Origin of the sequence: Parasphingorhabdus litoris DSM 22379, assembly GCF_020906275.1 — a bacterium.
GTDB lineage: Bacteria > Pseudomonadota > Alphaproteobacteria > Sphingomonadales > Sphingomonadaceae > Parasphingorhabdus > Parasphingorhabdus litoris.
Map to the genome: position 1 here is coordinate 1,631,310 of NZ_CP086727.1, position 17,844 is coordinate 1,649,153.

The 17,844-nt window shown below is 51.9% G+C and carries 21 protein-coding genes and 1 tRNA gene; 18 read left to right on the top strand and 4 right to left on the bottom strand.

The window, feature by feature from the left end; genetic code table 11:
- The 16 genes from fliF to BS29_RS07980 all read left to right on the top strand — a co-directional run bounded on the left by fliF (nucleotide 1) and on the right by BS29_RS07980 (nucleotide 13,256).
- Entirely contained in the window at nucleotides 1-1,725 is a 1,725-nt protein-coding gene (fliF, locus tag BS29_RS07905) for a flagellar basal-body MS-ring/collar protein FliF (protein ID WP_229956646.1), read from the top strand.
- Nucleotides 1,718-2,791, top strand: a complete 1,074-nt coding sequence (gene fliG / locus BS29_RS07910) for a flagellar motor switch protein FliG (RefSeq protein WP_229956647.1) — start codon at nucleotides 1,718-1,720, stop codon at nucleotides 2,789-2,791. Before fliF ends, fliG begins: the two co-directional genes overlap by 8 nt.
- Nucleotides 2,775-3,428: a FliH/SctL family protein gene (locus BS29_RS07915; protein ID WP_229956648.1), complete on the top strand. Its 654-nt coding sequence runs from the start codon at nucleotides 2,775-2,777 to the stop codon at nucleotides 3,426-3,428. The genes fliG and BS29_RS07915 overlap by 17 nt, the downstream gene beginning before the upstream one ends.
- Complete coding sequence (locus tag BS29_RS07920) at nucleotides 3,422-4,753, top strand: FliI/YscN family ATPase (protein ID WP_229956649.1); 1,332 nt, start codon at nucleotides 3,422-3,424, stop codon at nucleotides 4,751-4,753. The genes BS29_RS07915 and BS29_RS07920 overlap by 7 nt, the downstream gene beginning before the upstream one ends.
- 128 nt (nucleotides 4,754-4,881) lie before the next feature.
- Nucleotides 4,882-5,184: a hypothetical protein gene (locus BS29_RS07925; RefSeq protein WP_229956650.1), complete on the top strand. Its 303-nt coding sequence runs from the start codon at nucleotides 4,882-4,884 to the stop codon at nucleotides 5,182-5,184.
- Nucleotides 5,181-6,368, top strand: a complete 1,188-nt coding sequence (locus BS29_RS07930; RefSeq protein ID WP_229956651.1) for a flagellar hook-length control protein FliK — start codon at nucleotides 5,181-5,183, stop codon at nucleotides 6,366-6,368. Before BS29_RS07925 ends, BS29_RS07930 begins: the two co-directional genes overlap by 4 nt.
- Nucleotides 6,369-6,395: 27 nt before the next feature.
- Nucleotides 6,396-6,968 carry a flagellar basal body-associated FliL family protein gene (locus BS29_RS07935; protein ID WP_229956652.1) on the top strand — a complete coding sequence of 191 codons (573 nt, stop codon included), beginning with the start codon at nucleotides 6,396-6,398 and terminating at the stop codon, nucleotides 6,966-6,968.
- A complete protein-coding gene (locus BS29_RS07940) occupies nucleotides 6,968-7,855 on the top strand; it encodes a FliM/FliN family flagellar motor switch protein (protein WP_229956653.1) in 888 nt (295 codons plus the stop codon). The genes BS29_RS07935 and BS29_RS07940 overlap by 1 nt, the downstream gene beginning before the upstream one ends.
- A complete protein-coding gene (gene fliN, locus BS29_RS07945; protein ID WP_229956654.1) occupies nucleotides 7,852-8,187 on the top strand; it encodes a flagellar motor switch protein FliN in 336 nt (111 codons plus the stop codon). Before BS29_RS07940 ends, fliN begins: the two co-directional genes overlap by 4 nt.
- On the top strand, nucleotides 8,187-8,447 hold the full coding sequence (locus BS29_RS07950; RefSeq protein WP_229956655.1) for a flagellar biosynthetic protein FliO: 261 nt from the start codon (nucleotides 8,187-8,189) through the stop codon (nucleotides 8,445-8,447). Before fliN ends, BS29_RS07950 begins: the two co-directional genes overlap by 1 nt.
- Entirely contained in the window at nucleotides 8,444-9,214 is a 771-nt protein-coding gene (gene fliP, locus BS29_RS07955; RefSeq protein ID WP_229956656.1) for a flagellar type III secretion system pore protein FliP, read from the top strand. The genes BS29_RS07950 and fliP overlap by 4 nt, the downstream gene beginning before the upstream one ends.
- Nucleotides 9,215-9,226: 12 nt before the next feature.
- Complete coding sequence (locus BS29_RS07960; RefSeq protein ID WP_229956657.1) at nucleotides 9,227-9,502, top strand: flagellar biosynthetic protein FliQ; 276 nt, start codon at nucleotides 9,227-9,229, stop codon at nucleotides 9,500-9,502.
- Nucleotides 9,503-9,511: 9 nt separating this feature from the next.
- A complete protein-coding gene (gene fliR, locus BS29_RS07965) occupies nucleotides 9,512-10,294 on the top strand; it encodes a flagellar biosynthetic protein FliR (protein WP_229956658.1) in 783 nt (260 codons plus the stop codon).
- Nucleotides 10,294-11,436 (top strand): EscU/YscU/HrcU family type III secretion system export apparatus switch protein, encoded by a 1,143-nt coding sequence (locus tag BS29_RS07970; protein ID WP_229956659.1) that lies wholly within the window; start codon nucleotides 10,294-10,296, stop codon nucleotides 11,434-11,436. The genes fliR and BS29_RS07970 overlap by 1 nt, the downstream gene beginning before the upstream one ends.
- A gap of 36 nt (nucleotides 11,437-11,472) precedes the next feature.
- On the top strand, nucleotides 11,473-12,846 hold the full coding sequence (gene fliD, locus BS29_RS07975) for a flagellar filament capping protein FliD (protein ID WP_229956660.1): 1,374 nt from the start codon (nucleotides 11,473-11,475) through the stop codon (nucleotides 12,844-12,846).
- A 23-nt stretch (nucleotides 12,847-12,869) separates the two neighbouring features.
- Nucleotides 12,870-13,256, top strand: a complete 387-nt coding sequence (locus BS29_RS07980) for a flagellar export chaperone FliS (protein ID WP_229956661.1) — start codon at nucleotides 12,870-12,872, stop codon at nucleotides 13,254-13,256.
- Here BS29_RS07980 and BS29_RS07985 read toward each other — a convergent pair.
- On the bottom strand, nucleotides 13,253-13,840 hold the full coding sequence (locus BS29_RS07985; protein ID WP_229956827.1) for a DUF4126 domain-containing protein: 588 nt from the start codon (nucleotides 13,838-13,840) through the stop codon (nucleotides 13,253-13,255). The genes BS29_RS07980 and BS29_RS07985 overlap by 4 nt on opposite strands.
- 105 nt (nucleotides 13,841-13,945) lie before the next feature.
- On the opposite strand from BS29_RS07985, the gene BS29_RS07990 reads away from it, so the two are divergent.
- Entirely contained in the window at nucleotides 13,946-14,764 is an 819-nt protein-coding gene (locus tag BS29_RS07990) for an NUDIX domain-containing protein (RefSeq protein WP_326838502.1), read from the top strand.
- 47 nt (nucleotides 14,765-14,811) lie between these two features.
- Here the strand turns inward: BS29_RS07990 and BS29_RS07995 are convergent, their stop codons facing one another.
- The 3 genes from BS29_RS07995 to BS29_RS08005 all read right to left on the bottom strand — a co-directional run bounded on the left by BS29_RS07995 (nucleotide 14,812) and on the right by BS29_RS08005 (nucleotide 16,509).
- A complete protein-coding gene (locus BS29_RS07995; protein WP_229956662.1) occupies nucleotides 14,812-15,180 on the bottom strand; it encodes a hypothetical protein in 369 nt (122 codons plus the stop codon).
- A gap of 233 nt (nucleotides 15,181-15,413) precedes the next feature.
- Nucleotides 15,414-15,490, bottom strand: a tRNA-Arg gene (locus BS29_RS08000).
- Nucleotides 15,491-15,660: 170 nt separating this feature from the next.
- Nucleotides 15,661-16,509 (bottom strand): LysR family transcriptional regulator, encoded by an 849-nt coding sequence (locus tag BS29_RS08005; RefSeq protein ID WP_229956829.1) that lies wholly within the window; start codon nucleotides 16,507-16,509, stop codon nucleotides 15,661-15,663.
- 127 nt (nucleotides 16,510-16,636) lie between these two features.
- Here BS29_RS08005 and BS29_RS08010 point away from each other — a divergent pair, with 127 nt between their 5' ends.
- Nucleotides 16,637-17,713, top strand: a complete 1,077-nt coding sequence (locus BS29_RS08010) for a zinc-binding dehydrogenase (RefSeq protein ID WP_229956663.1) — start codon at nucleotides 16,637-16,639, stop codon at nucleotides 17,711-17,713.
- Nucleotides 17,714-17,844: the final 131 nt, after the last annotated feature.

Genomic DNA, 17,844 nt, shown 5'->3' on the forward strand with positions numbered 1-17,844 from the left:
ATGAACGAACTCAGTCTCACTACCGATCAGCAGATTGATCAACCGATTCAGGATCTGACCCCTGTTTGGCGAGCTAAGGGTTCGGCAAACGACACAAGTCTCCGTGAACGATTACAGGCGTTTGTTAAACAACCTGCCGTTTCCCGGGCTTGGCCATGGCTGGCATTGCTTGCTGTGGTTGTTTTGGCCGCGATTTTATGGCTGGCGCTGCGCGATCCGCCGCAACGTGACTTGTTTCGTGGTCTTCCAGAATCGGACAAAGCCGCAGTTGTTGAGGCGTTACAGCAATCCAATATCCGATATAATATTGACCAATCGACCGGCACATTGACCGTGTCTCAAGATGACTATCATCGGGCCAGAATTGCACTGGCATCACAAAATCTTCCCAGGTCCGCGCCGGATGGCGACAGTTTGATCACGGCAATGCCGATGGGAGCAAGCCGGGCGGTGGAAAATGAAAAGCTCCGTGCCGCACGCGAACTAGATTTGGCGCGGACGATTGAGGCTATGGACAATATCGCATCCGCGCGTGTTCACCTTGCGGTGGAAGCTCCAAGCATATTTGTGCGGGATCGCGCTGAACCATCCGCATCTGTAATGCTCACACTGGTGGGCGAAAGCCGGTTGAGCGAAGCGCAAGTGCAGTCGATCACCTATTTGGTGGCAAGCTCTGTTCCAGGCCTCTTGTCAGAGGCCGTGAGCGTGGTTGATCAAAATGGTCGACTGATGTCGCGTCAAGGATCAAGTGCATCCGATCAGGTCGAACAGAATCTTTTGGTGCAAGCGCAGGTTGAAGAAAGATACCGCCGCACGATTACGTCGCTGCTGACGCCAATGATTGGTGCCGATAATTTTACCACCGAAGTAACAGCGGAGATGGACTTTTCTGAAAATCAGGCAACCCGCGAAAGCTTCCCAAAGGAAGATGCGCGTATCCGTGCGGAACAGGGGAGTTGGTCCAATGAGCCTGGGCAGCGTCCTGGCTATGGTATTCCCGGCGCACTTGCCAATCGTCCGCCAGAAGAACCGGAATTGACCGATGAGTTTCAAGGTGATGATGGTCCTGAGGAAACGGAGGAAACAAGCCGCACATCGGAAAAATTTGCGCGCCAATTTGAACTGGGCAGAGAAGTCTCGGTAACCAGGCAAGCCACCGGAATGTTGAAGCGCTTGTCAGTTGCGGTCGCACTCCGTTCGCCAATGGGAAAGGCTCAACGCTCACCAGAAGAGCTGGCGGCCGTGGAGGCCTTGGTTAAAGGAGCCATCGGTTTTCAGGAGCAACGCGGTGACGTTGTCGCAATTGAGGCCCGTACATTCCAGCCTGTGGAAAAGACCGTGGAAAACTGGTGGGAAGCAAGCTGGGTTTCGCTGCTGGTGCGCAATATCTCCGCATTGCTCGTAGCGCTCGCATTGATCTTCGGCATCGGGCGACCGCTCCTTAAAAGGATCCGTGCTAACAATGCTGTCTCTTCTGACGCAGAGCGACTGCAATTGGCATCGGAAATTGGCGAGCAATCGCACCGTGACGATGCAGTGGCAGAGCAGCCTGTAGACCCGGTTTCGCTGGATATGATCAGTTCAGCCGATGGCTATGCAGAGCGCGCAACATTGATTCAGGATTTCGTGCGGCAAAATCCTGATCATGCTGCGCTGACGGTGCAGGATTTACTGGCCGAAACCGATACAGATCAAAGCGCTGGAAAGGATGGGACCAATGGCTGATCCCGTCACTGATGCTATAGTTCCCACATCCAACTTACCAGAACCCCAGACGGCAGATATTGCCTCATGGTCGGGTAGTGAAATTGCAGCGATTTTGCTGATGACTTTTGGCGAAGATGAGGCTGCGGATATCCTGTCGCGTTTGCGTCCACCAGAAGTACAGAGCCTGGGTGCGGCGATGTTAAGCATTAGCAAAGTTGGCGAAGATGATGTGAACTTCGTTTTTGACCGCTTTGTTCAGCAAGCGCGCAGCCGAACCAGTATCGGTTATCGCGCGCATAAACAGATATCGACTATGATGGACAAGGCTTTTGGTCCTGGCCGCGCCGCCAATTTATTGACACGGATCGCCCCGCATCAATCGCGATCAGATCTGAGTCATCTGCACCGTCAGCTGGACTGGATGTCAGCAGATGAAATTGCCAATATGGTCGAGGATGAACATCCTCAGATGGTGGCTGTAATCCTGTCTTTTCTGGAACCAGATGTCGCGGGAGATGTACTGCAGAAACTGCCAAGCGACATACAGGATGATATTATATTTCGGGTAGCAAATATGGGACCTGTGGGAACGCAGGCGCTGGCAGATATCGAAGCCTTGATTGCGCGTCAGTCTCAGATACCCGCAACCACAGCCATTCAAAAATCCGGCGGCGCTAGTGATGCAGCCGCTATTGTGAACAATGTCGAAAAGCCAATCGAACAGCGGATCATCAAAGCGTTGCTGAAGCGCGACAAGACACTGGGAAGAAAAGTTGAAGAAGAGATGTTCGTCTTCAGCGATATGATCAGTTTGGAAGACAAAAGCCTGGCGATGGTATTGCGGTTGATCGAAAACGCTATTCTGGTTCTGGCCATCAAAGGCGCGGATCCTGAACTTGCAGCAAAGATGTTTGGCTGCATGTCAAAGCGGGCCGCGCAATCAATCGAAGACGAAATTGCGGACATGGGACCAGTTTCAAAGGAAGATGTGACCGCTGCCCAGAAACGGGTTGTCGCGCAAGCCCGTATACTAGCGGAAGAAGGAAAGATCGTTTTGGGAGGACAGAATGATGAATTTGTCTGACGACGATTTTTCCACATCACAAGTGGTGAGCAATTTTAGCGAGACTGATTTTTCGCAGCGGTTTGATGAGGGCTTTTATCCGAAATATGATTGGCGCTGCAACCATGAAGAAGCGTTGGAAGAGGAGATTGTCGAACAACCCGCGGAGCCAACCGAGAATGTAATCAATCAGCAAGTCACAGAGGCTTATGCGCAAGGCTATTTGAACGGACAGCAAGCGGCGATGGTCCATCATGACTATCGTGATGAAGCCAAAGCCAGCTTGGCAGCTGCGCTCAATCGGTTGAAGGTCGTCAATGAAGATAGGCTTGCCAAACCATTATGGGAAACAATTCTGGCTTTGTTCGAAAAGGCCGTTGGGCATGTAGCGGCTGACCGGGAGCTGGTGCAAAGACGATGCGATGCCGCGGTCGCTCTATTGCAAGAGGCTATTGGAGAGCCTTGCTTATATGTTGCAGCAAGCGATGCAGATATTTTGAAGGATTATGACTGCGATATCCGCGTTGAGACTGACAGCACATTATTGCCTGGTTCCGTTCGTCTCATCCATGCAGAAGGGCAAGTCATATCCGGCACAGCTGCGATTGCGCATGCGATTGAGTCTAGAATTGAGTCAGCGGAGTGCGGCTCATGCTAGATATCGAATATGATCGGCTTGCACGGCTTTTGCTGGAAACAGGGGCCATTACTCCAGGCCCTGAAAAATGGGGTAAGGTAAGAGCCTATTCCAGTGGATTGTTGCACGCCTGCGGTTTTAATTATCCGGTTGGTTCCGGTGCGCAGATCGAGTCCGAGAACGGGCGGTATATTGGCGCTGAAATCGTTGGCTTTGACGCCGAGATGACGATGCTGGCACCGTTCGATCAACACATCGATATCAGCGTCGACGCCTGCGTTCGACCAACTTCACAAGCACCGATGGTAGCTGCGGGTCGCACATTGCTGGGACGTATCATCGATCCTTTGGGGCGGCCGTTGGACGACAATGGGCCCATCCGTACCGATGCACAATGGCCCTTGATGACCAAGCCGGCAAACATCTTGAACCGTGGTCGTATAACGCGGCCTCTGGATGTCGGTGTGCAGGCGATAAACGCACTTTTGCCTGTTGGATGTGGGCAACGTCTGGCGCTTATCGCAGGATCTGGTGTCGGAAAAACCGTACTGATGCGACAGCTGACAGCCGGTACGCAGGCGGATGTAATTGTTGTCGGCTTGATCGGAGAACGTGCGCGCGAGGTCAGTGATTTCGTTGCGGCAAGTCGGGAGACCGAGATTGCCCATAAAACGGTAATCGTTGCCGTGCCAGCCGATCATAGTCCGATTTTGAGGATCCGAGCGGCGCAAAGAGCGGCCGCTGTTGCCGAGTATTTTCGATCGGAAGGCAAGAATGTGCTGTTGGTAATCGACAGCCTGACTCGCATTGCACATGCTCAGCGTGAAATAGGACTGGCCGCTGGTGAGCCGCCAACTATGAAAGGTTATCCGCCCAGCGCCATAGCGCTTATTCCGCAGCTGCTGGAGCGCGCGGGATGCGATAGCGCAACAGCAGGTTCCATCACTGCCCTCTACACGGTGTTAGCGGATGGCGATGATCTCGACGATCCGATTGTTGATGCCGCGCGCGCTATTGCGGATGGCCATATTGTCTTGTCACGCGAGTTGGCCGAGCAGGGGGTCTTTCCGGCCATTGATGTTGGCAAGTCCGTAAGCCGCGTCGCTCAGGATATCATTGCGAAAGACCATGCAGTTGCATTGCAGGCCTTTCGATCCCTTTGGAGCCGCTATACTGAAAATCGTGATTTGATCACCATGGGCGCCTATCGATCTGGTAGCGATGATCTGCTGGATGAAGCCATCGCCCGGCGTCCAGAACAAATTCAATTTTTGCAACAGGCTGTCGAAGTCCAAATCAGCCGCGAAAATTCGGTTCGCAAACTTGTTGAGGATTTTGGATCATGAGTGACTTGCGATCCAAAAAGAGGGTGCTGGGTATTTGTCGTCTGCAATCCAAAATGATGCGACACCATCTTGCGCTGACTGAAACGAAGGCTGCGCAACTGGAACAATCGCGCGCGCAGATTCTCGCAATGGCTGATGATATGTTCGCTTTGGCTGCTTGCAATCAATCTGAGCTTCTCGCTTCTCAGCTGGAATTTGGTCATCGCTTGATTGCTCTAAATCATATCCAAAAACGAAAAATTGCAGAGGTTGAAGAATCTTCTGCTCTGCTGCGATCATCTGTTCATCGGTCTAAGCTTCGCGAAGAGCATGCGGCCTCCAATCTCCGCCAGGCTGAAAAGTTTCAACATCAAAAACGCGCCGATAGGCACCTGCGCCAGATGAGCAAACCGGATCTCGCGATCACCCGTTTCAGGAAAGGAGTGTCATGATGAACGACCTGTTCCGCCTATTCGAAAATTTCGGTCCAAAGACAATCAAGGTGGCGCACCCGCAAGTATCTGATTCTCTTCAAGAGCAAGCATTTGAATTGCGCTTTGCGGATGCCTCATCGGCGATGGATGAAGCGTTGTTTGATGATGAACCGTTGGCTGCGATGGTGACCGGACAGGAAAAGGTTGATCGATTATCGTCCGAGTTGTCTTTCCAGCCCGAGGGCATTGGAAACGCTGACCAGTCGTTTGCTCAGTCCGTCATCGCAGGAGCGAGTGATGTCTCAGCAATAGCTCCTGATGAGGAGATGAAATCAGCAGAGAAGTTGCAACATTCAGCGACAAAGACTGATGATTTTGGGGATCAGAATTTGAGACTGGCTCTGGCAGACGCCACAAAGACTTTGTATTCGGAAAAGATACTTTCGCCGCTTCTGTTAAGGGAACCAACCATTGCAAGCAGTTCTGATGAAGCAGACGCAGCTTCATCATTAGGACCAGTTTTTCCCGCAGGGACAAAGACACTTTCGGGCAATCGCGTTGAACAGATCATAACCCAAGAAACAATAAAAGGATTGGCTGCATTAGATGATGGAACGTCTCTCCCAGCAAGAACTTTCGATTCCGCCAATATCAGCATGCCGTCAGCGCAATCAGCAGCGCATTTTTCGGCAATGGAGATTGCTGGTCTTTCGCAAAAGGCTGCCAGAACTGGTACTGTAATAGCAACGCCCTTAGACACGCTGGATATCGAAACGGGTGATCAATGGATCGGTCGATTGGGGATGGAAGTCAGCAGGCTAGCCGGCGAAAAGACAACACTCAGCTTTCAATTGAAGCCAAATAATCTCGGTAAATTGCAGGTTGAAATAACCTCTGATGGTGCAGGGAATATTGTACGTCTGGAGACGGAAAGTGAAACGGCCAGGCAGCTAATAGTCGGAGCGCAAGGCCGATTGGAACAGGACATCCGGCTTGGCGGTTCAAAACTGGTGCGCGTCGATGTCACCTCACAAGAACAGTCGCAACCACAGACAGGCGATCACAATGCGGATTCGCAGGCTCGCAGACCCGCTGCAGAGCAGCGTGGATATGGAGTCTCTGAAGGCTCTCTTGTTGAGCCGGTCACATTGCCCGCGTTCGGCTCAAAATTCGGTTCTCAATTTGGCGAACGATACGCGTGATCCTGTAACAGATTATCGGAGAATTTTATGGCTGATGCGATTGAAACGAAGTTGAGCAATCCGGCTCAAAATAATCGGTTTCGCAGGATGATAGCAGGAACAATATTTGTGGTCCTGCTAAGCAGCGGAGCTATGGCTGCAGGCTATTTCATGGCCAATGGATTTGGGTGGCAAAAAGATACTGCCAAACCACAACTGGTCGCAAAGGAAAAGACCGCTCTACCCGTTGGACTGTCCGATCTTAAAGGAGACAGAAGGGCGCCAAAATTTACGGAACGCGCTTTCAAGGCCACCTACTATCCGATCGAAGGGCCTTTCACATCCAATCTGAAACATAGTAACAGCTTCGCACAAGTCTCCATCTCCATTGCGACCTATTATGATGATCGTGTGCTGGAGAACATCAGAGAACATGAAACGGCCATTCGGTCTGCGGTTCTAATGACGCTTGCGGAACAGGAAACAGAGATGCTCAGCACGCAAGCTGGCAAGCATCAGCTGCAAGGAGTTCTGACCAGTACAATTAACAAAGTTCTCGAAGAAAAAACCGGTTTTGGCGGTGTTAACAACGTCTATTTTACCAGCTTTGTGGTGCAATAATGACAAAGGTAACAACGCACCGGTTTGCCGAGAAAACAAACCCTGTCGGCAGTGATGTATCTCCAATTCGCAGGCTGTCGGACAAATATGCAAAGGGCCTCGCGGCTGCCATTGAACAAGTCGCCGGCGGCAAGGTTGATGCGGTCGCACAGGATGTTCAATTTCAATCTTTTGGCAATTGGTCGGGCAAGCTGGAAAGTCTCTCGAGCTTTTCCATCTTCCGATTGCTGCCGCTGCGCGGACAGCTCATACTCCATCTGCCAGAGGAGATGATCAACAATCTGGTAGAGCTCTATTTCGGGGGTGATCTCGGACCGGCTGTTGCACGCAGCAAAGATGGTTTTCGTGACACAGAAATACAACTTATCGGGAGGCTTCAGCAAACGCTCATCGACCTTTTGGTGGATGAGTTCTCCGAATATGCAATCATGAAGCCAGCTCTGCTGCATCATGAGAATAATCCCATGCATCTGACGGTCTGCAAACCTGATGAGCAGATCATACGCCAGTCATTCAAACTGTCGATAGGCTCAGATATCTCGTGGGACTTGGAATGGATTTATTCCGCCGAAGCGGCAGAAAGCACCATTGAGCTCCTCCAGAATAAGAGCGTCGAAACATCCGAGGCAATCGATCCGGAATGGCAGCGCGAATGGTATCAGGGACTGCAGCATATTCATCTGCCGCTGCGTACCATTTTGGCGCAACCAGTCATGACCTTGCCAGAGCTTTTTGAGATGAAACCGGGCGACGTCATCCCAATCACACCGCGCGTGAAACCGCCGCTATTTGTCGCCAATCACAAATTCGCAATTGGCACATTGGGTGAAAAAAATGGCTGCGCTGCCTTCAAGATTGAACATATCGAAAGAGGAGACAGATTGTGAGTGATCCGAAAGAGGCACAGGCGCCCAAGAAGGCCAAAGGCAACGATAAGGCGCCATGGGCTGATAATGAAAATTTTCGGCTACTGGCGGATATTCCGGTGCGCTTGTCCGTCGAAGTCGGTTCAATATCGAAACGGCTTGCTGAGATCATGGCCTTTCAGGAAGGCGAAGTCGTGGAGCTGGATCGTCAGTCTGAAGATCTGCTGGACATCATGATCAATGGGACCCTGGTCGCCAAGGGTGAAGTGGTCACTATTGATGGCCGTTTTGGCGTTCGCATTGCAGAATTAGCCAATGATGGTTTGAGCTTCCCGGCGGTGGAAAGACGCTGATGATAACCGCTTATCTCATCAAGCTGCTCATCTTGCTGCCGATCATGGGTGGTCTGATATTTGCGGCCTTGTGGCTTTACCGCAAATATCAGCCAGCGCTTATGAGCGCGCAAAAGGATCGCCGTGTCAAAATTCTGGAAACGCTTCCCATGGGCGGTTTTGCGAAACTGGCGGTGATAGAATTTGAAGGCGAAACGCTGTTGATATCCATCAATCGTAACCGGATTGATAGGCTTGCTTCAAAGGTCAGTGGATCATGATTTTTTTGTCTCAGATCACCAGGCTGGTCGTCATACTGATCATAGTGTCTTTCGGCGCAACTGACCCGGCCTTCGCACAGGATGACCTGTCCACCGGTATGGGCCGCGCATTGGAAGATATTTCCGGTGATGGCCGACCCCTGACTTTGTCGCTGCAAATTTTATTGCTGATGAGTTTGCTGACGATATTGCCTTCCGTCGTCTTGATGATGAGCAGTTTCACAAGGATCATCATCGTCCTGTCCATCCTGCGTCAGGCACTGGGACTACAGCAAACACCTCCCAATCAGGTATTGGTCGGTTTGGCTTTATTCTTGTCGCTGTTCGTTATGCGCCCGGTGATCGACACTATCAATGTCGAAGCTTATTCCCCCTATGGTGAAGGAGAGATAACAATAGAAGAAGCGATCAGCCGATCGGGTGACGCTTTGCATGGTTTCATGATCAAGCAAACACGGCAATCGGATTTGAAACTTTTCATGGAACTGGCCGACACGCCGCCGGTTGCGCAGCCAGAAGAGATTCCCTTTTCAATCTTGTTGCCTGCTTTTGTAACCAGCGAGCTGAAGACGGCTTTCCAGATCGGGTTTCTTATCTTCCTGCCGTTCCTGATTATCGACCTTTTGGTTGCATCAACCTTGATGGCATTGGGCATGATGATGTTGTCACCGACAATCATCTCTATGCCGTTCAAGCTTCTGTTGTTCGTGCTGGTTGATGGCTGGGCGCTGACCATGGGCACGCTGGCTGGTTCCTTCGCAATTTAAGGATGGGAAATCATGGCAGACAGCAGTGACTTTTTCATCGGCATGGCACAGCAGACGCTCTGGATCACAGCTTTGGCAGCCGCACCGATATTGGTACCGGCGTTACTGGGCGGATTGTTGCTTGGCATGATCCAGGCCGCGACATCGATTAATGAAGCAACGCTGAGCTTCGTACCGAAATTGTTGATCGTAGCCATTATGCTGGGACTTTTTGGCGGCACGATCATGTATCTGATCGTAGATTTCACTGTCGATGTTTATGACCGGATCCCGGCGCTGCTGGTGTGACAAACTGAAATGATCGCGCCCGGTTTCGCTGGATTGGAAGATCAATTATGGTTGTGGCTCTTCGCCATGATCAGACCGGGTGCAGCTTTTTTTGCGGCACCCGTTACCGGATCCAGATCGGTCCCTGTTCAGTTACGGTTGATCATTGCTTTGGCGGTGGGAATTGCTGCGGTTGGGGGAGCGGGCATCAAGCTGCCCGATGATGGTCTGATCAGCATTTCCGGTGTCGCCATGATTGCTGGAGAGATCATCATCGGTCTCGCGATCGGTTTTACCATCCAGATCGGCTATGCCGCTGCTTTTGTAGCAGGCGAGACAATCAGCAACGCAATGGGCCTTGGTTTTGCATCCATGTCTGATCCGCAAACCGGCCAGTCAACGCCGGTAATTGGCCAGTTCCTGTCGATAGTCGCGACGCTTATCTTTCTGGCGATGGATGGACATTTGATCCTCGCATCGACCATTGTTGGCAGCTATCAATATATGCCGCCCGGCAGCGGTTTGTTCGCGGCAGATGCCGTGTTGAGGATGGCCTATTTCGGCGGGTCCCTGTTCGTCGCTGGGCTCGCCATTGCCTTTCCGGTTGGATCGGCATTGCTGCTGGTGCAGATCATCCTTGGATTACTTGCCCGGTCTGCGCCGTCAATGAACCTTTTCGCTGTCGGTCTTCCCGCGACACTTACATTGGGATTGGTCATGCTTGCCATGGCAGCGCCGTTGATGATCGATGGTATTGGGCAGGCGCTTACCCAGTCGCTGGAAGAAAGCGACCGTCGGGCAAGGGGGCAATAGTGGCGGATGAACCGCCGGGCGGCGGCGAAAAAACCGAAGCACCAACGCCTAAGCGGCTCAAAGACAGCGCCAAAAAAGGAGACGTCCTGCAATCGAAGGAGTTGAGCGGCGCCATGGTTGTCGTGGGCGGAGCAATGGGCTTTGCTATCCTGGGTGGTTATCTAATGGATGCAATAGGTCAGATGCTGACAGGCGGCCTGACGATTGAACGGGGCGATATCGAGAATTTCGATCCGGGGGAGCAAACCTATCGCCATCTCGCAAAAATCCTGTTTCCCTTTCTGGGTCTTTTCGGGATGACAATGGTGATGGCCATCGCCACGCCGATGTTGCTGGGGTCATTGGGTTTTCGTTGGTCGGCAATGAAGCCAAAAGGCGACAAGCTAAACCCGTTAAATGGACTGAAACGGATGTTCGGAACCCGCGGCCTTATAGAGCTGGGCAAGTCGCTGGCGAAGGTCATATTATTGGGCTGTATTGGGCTGTGGCTGGTCTATGCAAATCTGCCGTACATGTTCGCCTTGGGTAATCAAGACATGCGTGGTGCCGTCCGGCAATTTGGGGACCTGTTTGTGATCATCATGATGGTGATGGCCGTCGGTTTTTTTGTGATTGCGGGTATCGATGTGCCAGCGCAGATGTTTCAACGCGGCAAACGGCTGCGGATGACAAAACAGGAGGTCAAGGACGAGCACAAGGACATAGAGGGCGCACCGGAAGTCAAATGGGAACAGCGCAAGCGGCAACAGGAAACATTGTCTCAATCGGTTCGAAAAGCCATGGAAGAGGCAACCGTTGTGCTGAATAATCCAACCCATTTCTCTGTCATTCTGCGATATCGACCGGGACTCGATGCGGTACCGACCATGTTGGCAAAGGGTCGCAACGAAGTCGCCGATGCGATCCGTCAACTGGCCGACGAGCAAGGCGTACCCATGTTGCAATACCCGATGCTGACACGGGCGATTTATTTTACCACACCGGTTGGCGGTGTAATCGACGAACGTCTTTATGTTGCGGTCGCCACCGTTCTGGCCTTTCTGTTTCGGCTTGATGCGCAGATTTCAAGTGGGTTGGAGCAACCGCATGTCGATCTGCCAGAGGAGCTGCGTTTCGACAGTGATGGCAATTGTTCAAATTGATCTAAAACTGTTCTGGCTCTGACCGTTTTGAGGATCATGTTTGATTCCATATCCAATTTCATCGGTTCCGGCACAGGCATAGACAGCCGGAAACTCATCGCAGACTTACTGGCCGCGTCCAGGGAACCTAAAGAAGCGGTTTTACGTAGCCGGGAACAGGCCAACAGCCTGAAAATTTCAGCTCTCGCATCGGCGTCTTCGTCACTCGATACGTTCGCGGCGGCGCTTTCTGACTTGCTGGATGGACGCGCCTTTGCCGGTAATCTTGTATCCAGTGATCCCGCGCTGGCGACCGTCAAGTTTATTGATGGCGTGCGTCCACAAGGGCTTCCGGCAAGTTTGGAAATACAACAACTGGCATCCGCACAGCGGCTTGCTTCGGCTGTTGTCGCGGATGGCGATGTTTCGCTCGGCGCAGGAACAATGACCATCAGCAACGGTAGCGGCAATTTCAACATTACTTTGGTCAATGGAGCTGACAGCCTGAATGATCTTGCCGAAGCGATAAATCAGTCTGGCTCTGGCGTATCGGCATCCGTTATTACCGACAATAGTGGCGCTCGGCTTGTACTGGAAGGGCAGGAGGGTGCGGCAGAGACGTTCACGATCACTGGTGATTTTGCAGACTATAACTATCCAGCTGGAGGGGGCGGCATGACACTGGTCAGCAGCGCCGCCGACGCCTTGATCAGAATTGATGGCGTAGATCTGCGCTTTGGCAATAACACTATCGACAATGCGATCCCGGGCGTATCGATTGATTTAAAAGCGGCGGCACCTGGTACGCTAATAACGATCAGCGGCGATCAACCGACAAAGACGATATCGGCTTTGGTTGGGGAATTTGTTGACGCTTATAATCAGCTACGAACCGCGCTTAATGAAGCGACCGCATCGGGCGGGGAAGGGGGCTCCGCTGGACCGCTCGCAGGCGATGCTGGAGTACGCGAAATGATGCGCTCCCTCAGTCAGATCGGTGCCACTGCGCTGGTCGACAATGGCCCATATCGCGCTTTGACGGATATTGGTGTCAAAACCAATCGTGATGGAACATTGTCGATCGACAAGGATCGGCTTGATGCTGTGTTGGCGGCTAATCCAGAGGCGGTGTCCGATATGCTCGATCCTATAAACCCCGACAGCAACAACCCGGGAATTGCCGGTGTCCTGCAATCGATCAGAGACCGGTTGCAAGGCGAAGATGGCGCGCTGGAAGCATCGCAAAACCGTTTGAAGCAGATTAGGGAAAATCTGTTGGATGCACGAAATAAGTTGGACGAGGATAGCGCGCAATATGAATCCCAATTGCGCAAAACCTTCGCCAATATGGATCGTCAGTTAGCGGTGCTGCAAGCGACGCAAAGCTATCTGACGCAGCAAATCGCCATTTGGAATGGCGATAACGACTGATCTTTCCCAATAGGAAAACGACCATGAATATGATCCATGCGGAGTCATCCGGTTATACAGTTGCTGGTAAAAACGCTCGCGTTTTAAATGCCGATGCGCATCAGCTGATCACGATATTGTTCGAAGAGCTATTAAATCTGCTCGATGAAATCCGGGTCATTCAAACGCGCGGTGAAACTTCGGAAATTACCGATCAGCAAGTTATGGCGTTGAGCATCGTTGATTCCCTTATCGTCAGCCTGGACATGGAAAATGGCGGTGAAGTAGCAGCAAATCTAAGGCGGACCTATGGTCAGGTGCGCGCGCTGATCGCAGCTGATAATCCGACCGACCGTTTGAAAAACTGCCAAATTGCGCGTCAGATGGTTGCGGAAATCCATGACGCTTGGATGGGGATTGGCGAAAGCTAATTCCCGCTCGAAACGATCTTTCGCCACAGCCGATAGCCCTTATAGACAAGGAAAAGGCAAAGGATCAGCAGCACAGACGCGATAATCAACGCAGCGATGGGATTGGCAAATGCGAGGAACAACAGACCGCCAGTTGCAACATCTTCACCGGTTGATACCACCGCGTTGCTAACCGGTTCCGGGCTGGTGTTTACGATTGCTCGTGCGCCCGCCTTAGCGCCGTGGCTCATGAACGCAGCACCGCCGCCTAGCAGGAAGACGATCACTTGCCACGCCGGATCGCCGGCATCGACCACCGCCAGCGCCAATAGCGCGCCGCCTAATGGACGGATGACCGTGTGGATCGTATCCCAAATGCTATCCAGCCATAATATCTTGTCCGCGAAAAACTCCGCCACGGCACCAAGTGCGCTGATGCCCAGTACCCATGGATTGGCCAGAGCGTCGAGCATCTGTAAGTTTTCAGGCAGGCTGATCCATTGCAGCCGCATCGCCAGTCCGGTCACAAAGACGGTAAGGTAAAGCCGCCAGCCAGATAAAAGGCTTACACTGCCGGCCAGGCCCAAAAGTTCAATAATCCCCATGACGCCATGATTGCCACGATCTGCATGGCTTGGCAAATTTGGTCATGGGCAAGCGATCCTGTGCAATCGCTTTACAATGATGACCCATGCTGTTCATATAAGCCTATGACAGATAACAAGAATGAACCGAACAGCATTGATGCCCTGACCGGAAAGCCGATGCCAAAGCCTATTCCCGCTGCGACATTGGTTATTTTTCGTGATCAGCCCGGAACCACAGCACCAGACCTGTTGATGGTGGAGCGGTCGGCGAAAATGGCGTTCGCGGCGGGGGCGGCGGTTTTTCCCGGGGGACGTGTGGACGATGCTGATTTTGATTTTGCCAGATCGCTCGGCCACGAAGATGTCGATGAATTTGGCGCACGTATAGCGGCCATTCGCGAGTCCATAGAGGAAACGGGTATTGCTGTTGCGGTGGATGGCGATGTCGCGGCACGACGCGTAACAGAAGCGCGAGCTGCATTGCATGACGGAACCATTTTATCGGAAATATGCGCCCAGTTTGACTGGCAACTGAATCTGGACAAGCTTGTTCCGTTCACACGCTGGTGTCCGCCTTTCGCAGAGAAAAGGGTATTTGATACGCGTTTCTACATGATCGCGCATGAAGATCATTCGGCCGAAGCAACCGTTGATGAAACCGAAAATTACAATCTCTTCTGGAGCAGCGCCCAAGGGGTATTGGAAAAGGCCAATGCCGGGGATGTGAAGATCATCTTCCCGACCAAACGCAATCTTGAGCGACTGGCCCAATTTACTTCCTTTGACGAGGCAGCCGACCATAGCGCACGCCATCCGGTGACCATGGTTTCACCGACGGTCGAAAAGCGTGAAGACGGCGTGCATCTTTGCATACCGGAGGGGATAGGATATCCGATCACGTCGGAACCCATGGAAGCGGTCCAGCGCGGCTTCAGCAAATAATATCGCGATTGTAGCGAAGAAGGATCGGCGCGCCGGGCAGGGGGGCGTTAGCTGATGCTCGAATCATACTCAGTCCAACACCATCCACGCCAATTTGTTCTTCTTAATTTTACCGTAACTTGATTCCATTTGGCCTCAGAAATACGCTCGTCGTAACTAGCAAATCTTGATTCAAAAGTGCAAACTGCGCGACTTGTGTCTTTCGCCACCAAATTGCATTGGAAGTTTCTATTTTCAGATTTTCCTACTGCAATCTCCAGATATTCTAAGAAGGGGCAATCATTTTCAATCAGACAGGCGCAACTTCGTTCTCCATCGACATCAGAAAAATCTGGCAATCCGCTATACATCGAACAACTTGTCGAAAGCGTCAAAGTTGAGAGTAAAAGTACCCATCTGAGTGCGAAAATGCTCATTGAAGAACGCTATCCAGAATTGAGGTTGGCTGCAACAACCAAGAGATAATATTCGTTTCAAATCTAACCTCCGCTTTCGCGCCCAATGCAGACACTATCATCGCTCCATTGCCGCAAAGCAGCTATCGAATTTCCATCTAATCGATTGTTCCGCAGATCTCGGTTTTATTCCGTTTATGAAACGGCCCGGATTTCCGACGGCTCAACGAGACTGACCGAAACCCAAGAAAAGTTGGCGCGCCCGACAGGAGTCGAACCTGTGGCCTCAAGATTAGAAGTCTCGCGCTCTATCCAGCTGAGCTACGGGCGCGCGCCATAGAAATCCTGCTTATTCGCAGTTTTCTGCGGCCTAGCGCGTAGACAGGATCGCACGTGATGTCAACCATGAGATCGCATTTGTTGGTGTCCGCTTTGGGCGCAAAAGCGGACATCAACTCAGACTTGCGTTTCGTGATAGATGATGATCGCGTATCTGTGACGTTACGTGTGGATATTGCTGCGCAACCATTTGTGCCCCGGATCAAGGGTATCACGAGTATGCCAACCGCAGTATATTGCGAATGGGTCAACTTCAATCGGAAGCGGCTTGGTGATCATCTGCTTACCTAACCTTGAGGCGAGCTTTTCTGGGACAGCCATTATTGCGTCGCTTTCACTGAGAACGCTTTGGACCAACAGAAAGCTGGGGAGAGATCCAACAACTCGTCGTTCGTGGCCCAATTCCTTCAGCTTAATATCAATCGCTCCTTCAAAACTGCCTCCACTGGGAGAGACAAGGAAATGGCGCTGCTGACAGAAGGATTCTAGAGTCAGGGTCTCAGGGGCCATTGGATGCTCAGATCTCATGACGACAATAAACCTGTCTTCGAACAGTTTTAGCGCAGGAATCGATTGAGGAATTAGACGCTCGGATGTGATGATCATGTCCAGTTCACCGCGATCCAATTGGCCATCTGCTTGCACTGTGTCAAATGGCAGGGCTGCTATTCGGACGCCCGGTGCATGATCCGCTATCCGTTCGAGTAGCGGTGCGAGTAAAACCGCATGGGCGTAGTCAGTTGCGCCAATTCGGAATGTTCGCTCGGCCGTTTTGGGATCGAATGGAGAGGTTGTAAATGCCAGATCTGCCAGACCAACCAGATGCTCTCGAAGGGGTTCGGCGATTGCAGCTGATCTAGCTGTTGGGATCATTCCATTTTTACCCGCGACCAACACTGGGTCATCGATCCTATACCGTAGCTTGGCGAGCTGTGCTGACATGGCTGGCTGACTTATTCCAAGTCGCTGCGCCGCGCCGGTGACACTGCGCTCTTGCAGGAGTGCATTCATCACAACGAGAAGTGACATATCTGTTCTCTTAATATCCATAATATGGATGGTAGTTATTTGATCTATCGATTTCAATTATGTAAAACAATTTTCTATTTCTCGATCATAGTCAAAAAGGAGAAATGAAATGAAAGCTTGGACCCTCGAAGCGCCGGGCGGCGCACTAACCTTGATGGACAGGGAAGTGCCGGAAGCACTTCCCGGCACGGTGGTCATAGATATGAAAGCCGCACCTCTTCTCAGCTATTTGAAGTCCTATGTTCAGGGAGAAATGCCATATTGGTATCCTGATCGGCCCTTCACACCGGGTACCAATGGTGTCGGCACCGTCCGCGCCGTTGGCAAAAATGTGTACCATGTTCAACCTGGCCAGCGCGTGACAGTAAATCCCTATCTGATCGCGGGAGAGCCCGTAGCCGAGCCTGCGCAAATCCTCATCGGGCTTACAGGTATGAGCGAAGATAGCGGTCACATGCTGGGAGAATGGGCTGATGGGACATACGCAGAAACTGTTCGTATGCCAGCCAGTACAGTCCTGTCCCTAGAAGGTATGGACGCAATCCCAGATAGTCAGCTTGCATCGCTCAGCAAGATAGTTGTGCCATTCGGCGGGCTTAGTCGTGCAAATATGCGCGTGGGTGATCGGGTTATCATTCATGGCGCAACAGGATATTTCGGATCAGCGGCAATCCTCGGTGCGTTGGCACTCGGCGCGGATCGCGTAGTTATTGCCGGCCGAACTGCGAAAACCCTCGAAACACTAGCATCTTTATTGGGCGACCGCGTTATTCCGGTGATGATGACAGGTGATGTCGAAACGGACGCTACCGCACTCCGAAAGGCATCGGGCGGAGGCGCGCACATCGCTTTTGATCAAGTCGGCAATGCAGATTCAGCCAACGGTACGCTCGCGGCGTTAAGAGCATTAGAGCGCAACGGAAAACTTGTGTTGATGGGGTCGATGGCGGTGCCCCTGCCAATCCCTTATAACGAAATGCTTGCAAATAATTGGGAAATCATTGGGCACTTTATGTATTCCGACGCAGATTATCTAACGGTCATTGACCTAGTCCGCTCTGGCAGAATCGACTTGGGAGTATTGAATATATCAGAATTTGATCTGGTTGATCTTGGCGCTGCTATGGATGCTGCAGGAAAGATGCGGAGCCTTGATAGCATAGTACTGCAGATCGCCGGGACTTAATTTGGCCACGGACGTCAAACAGATTGCCGTCCACCATAAAGAAGGTGGGCGGCGATAATGTCCGCTTCCGGGATAAAGCGGCCATCTTCGATTTCTCCGATATCCCTTCTTTCCTACAATGTACCAGATAG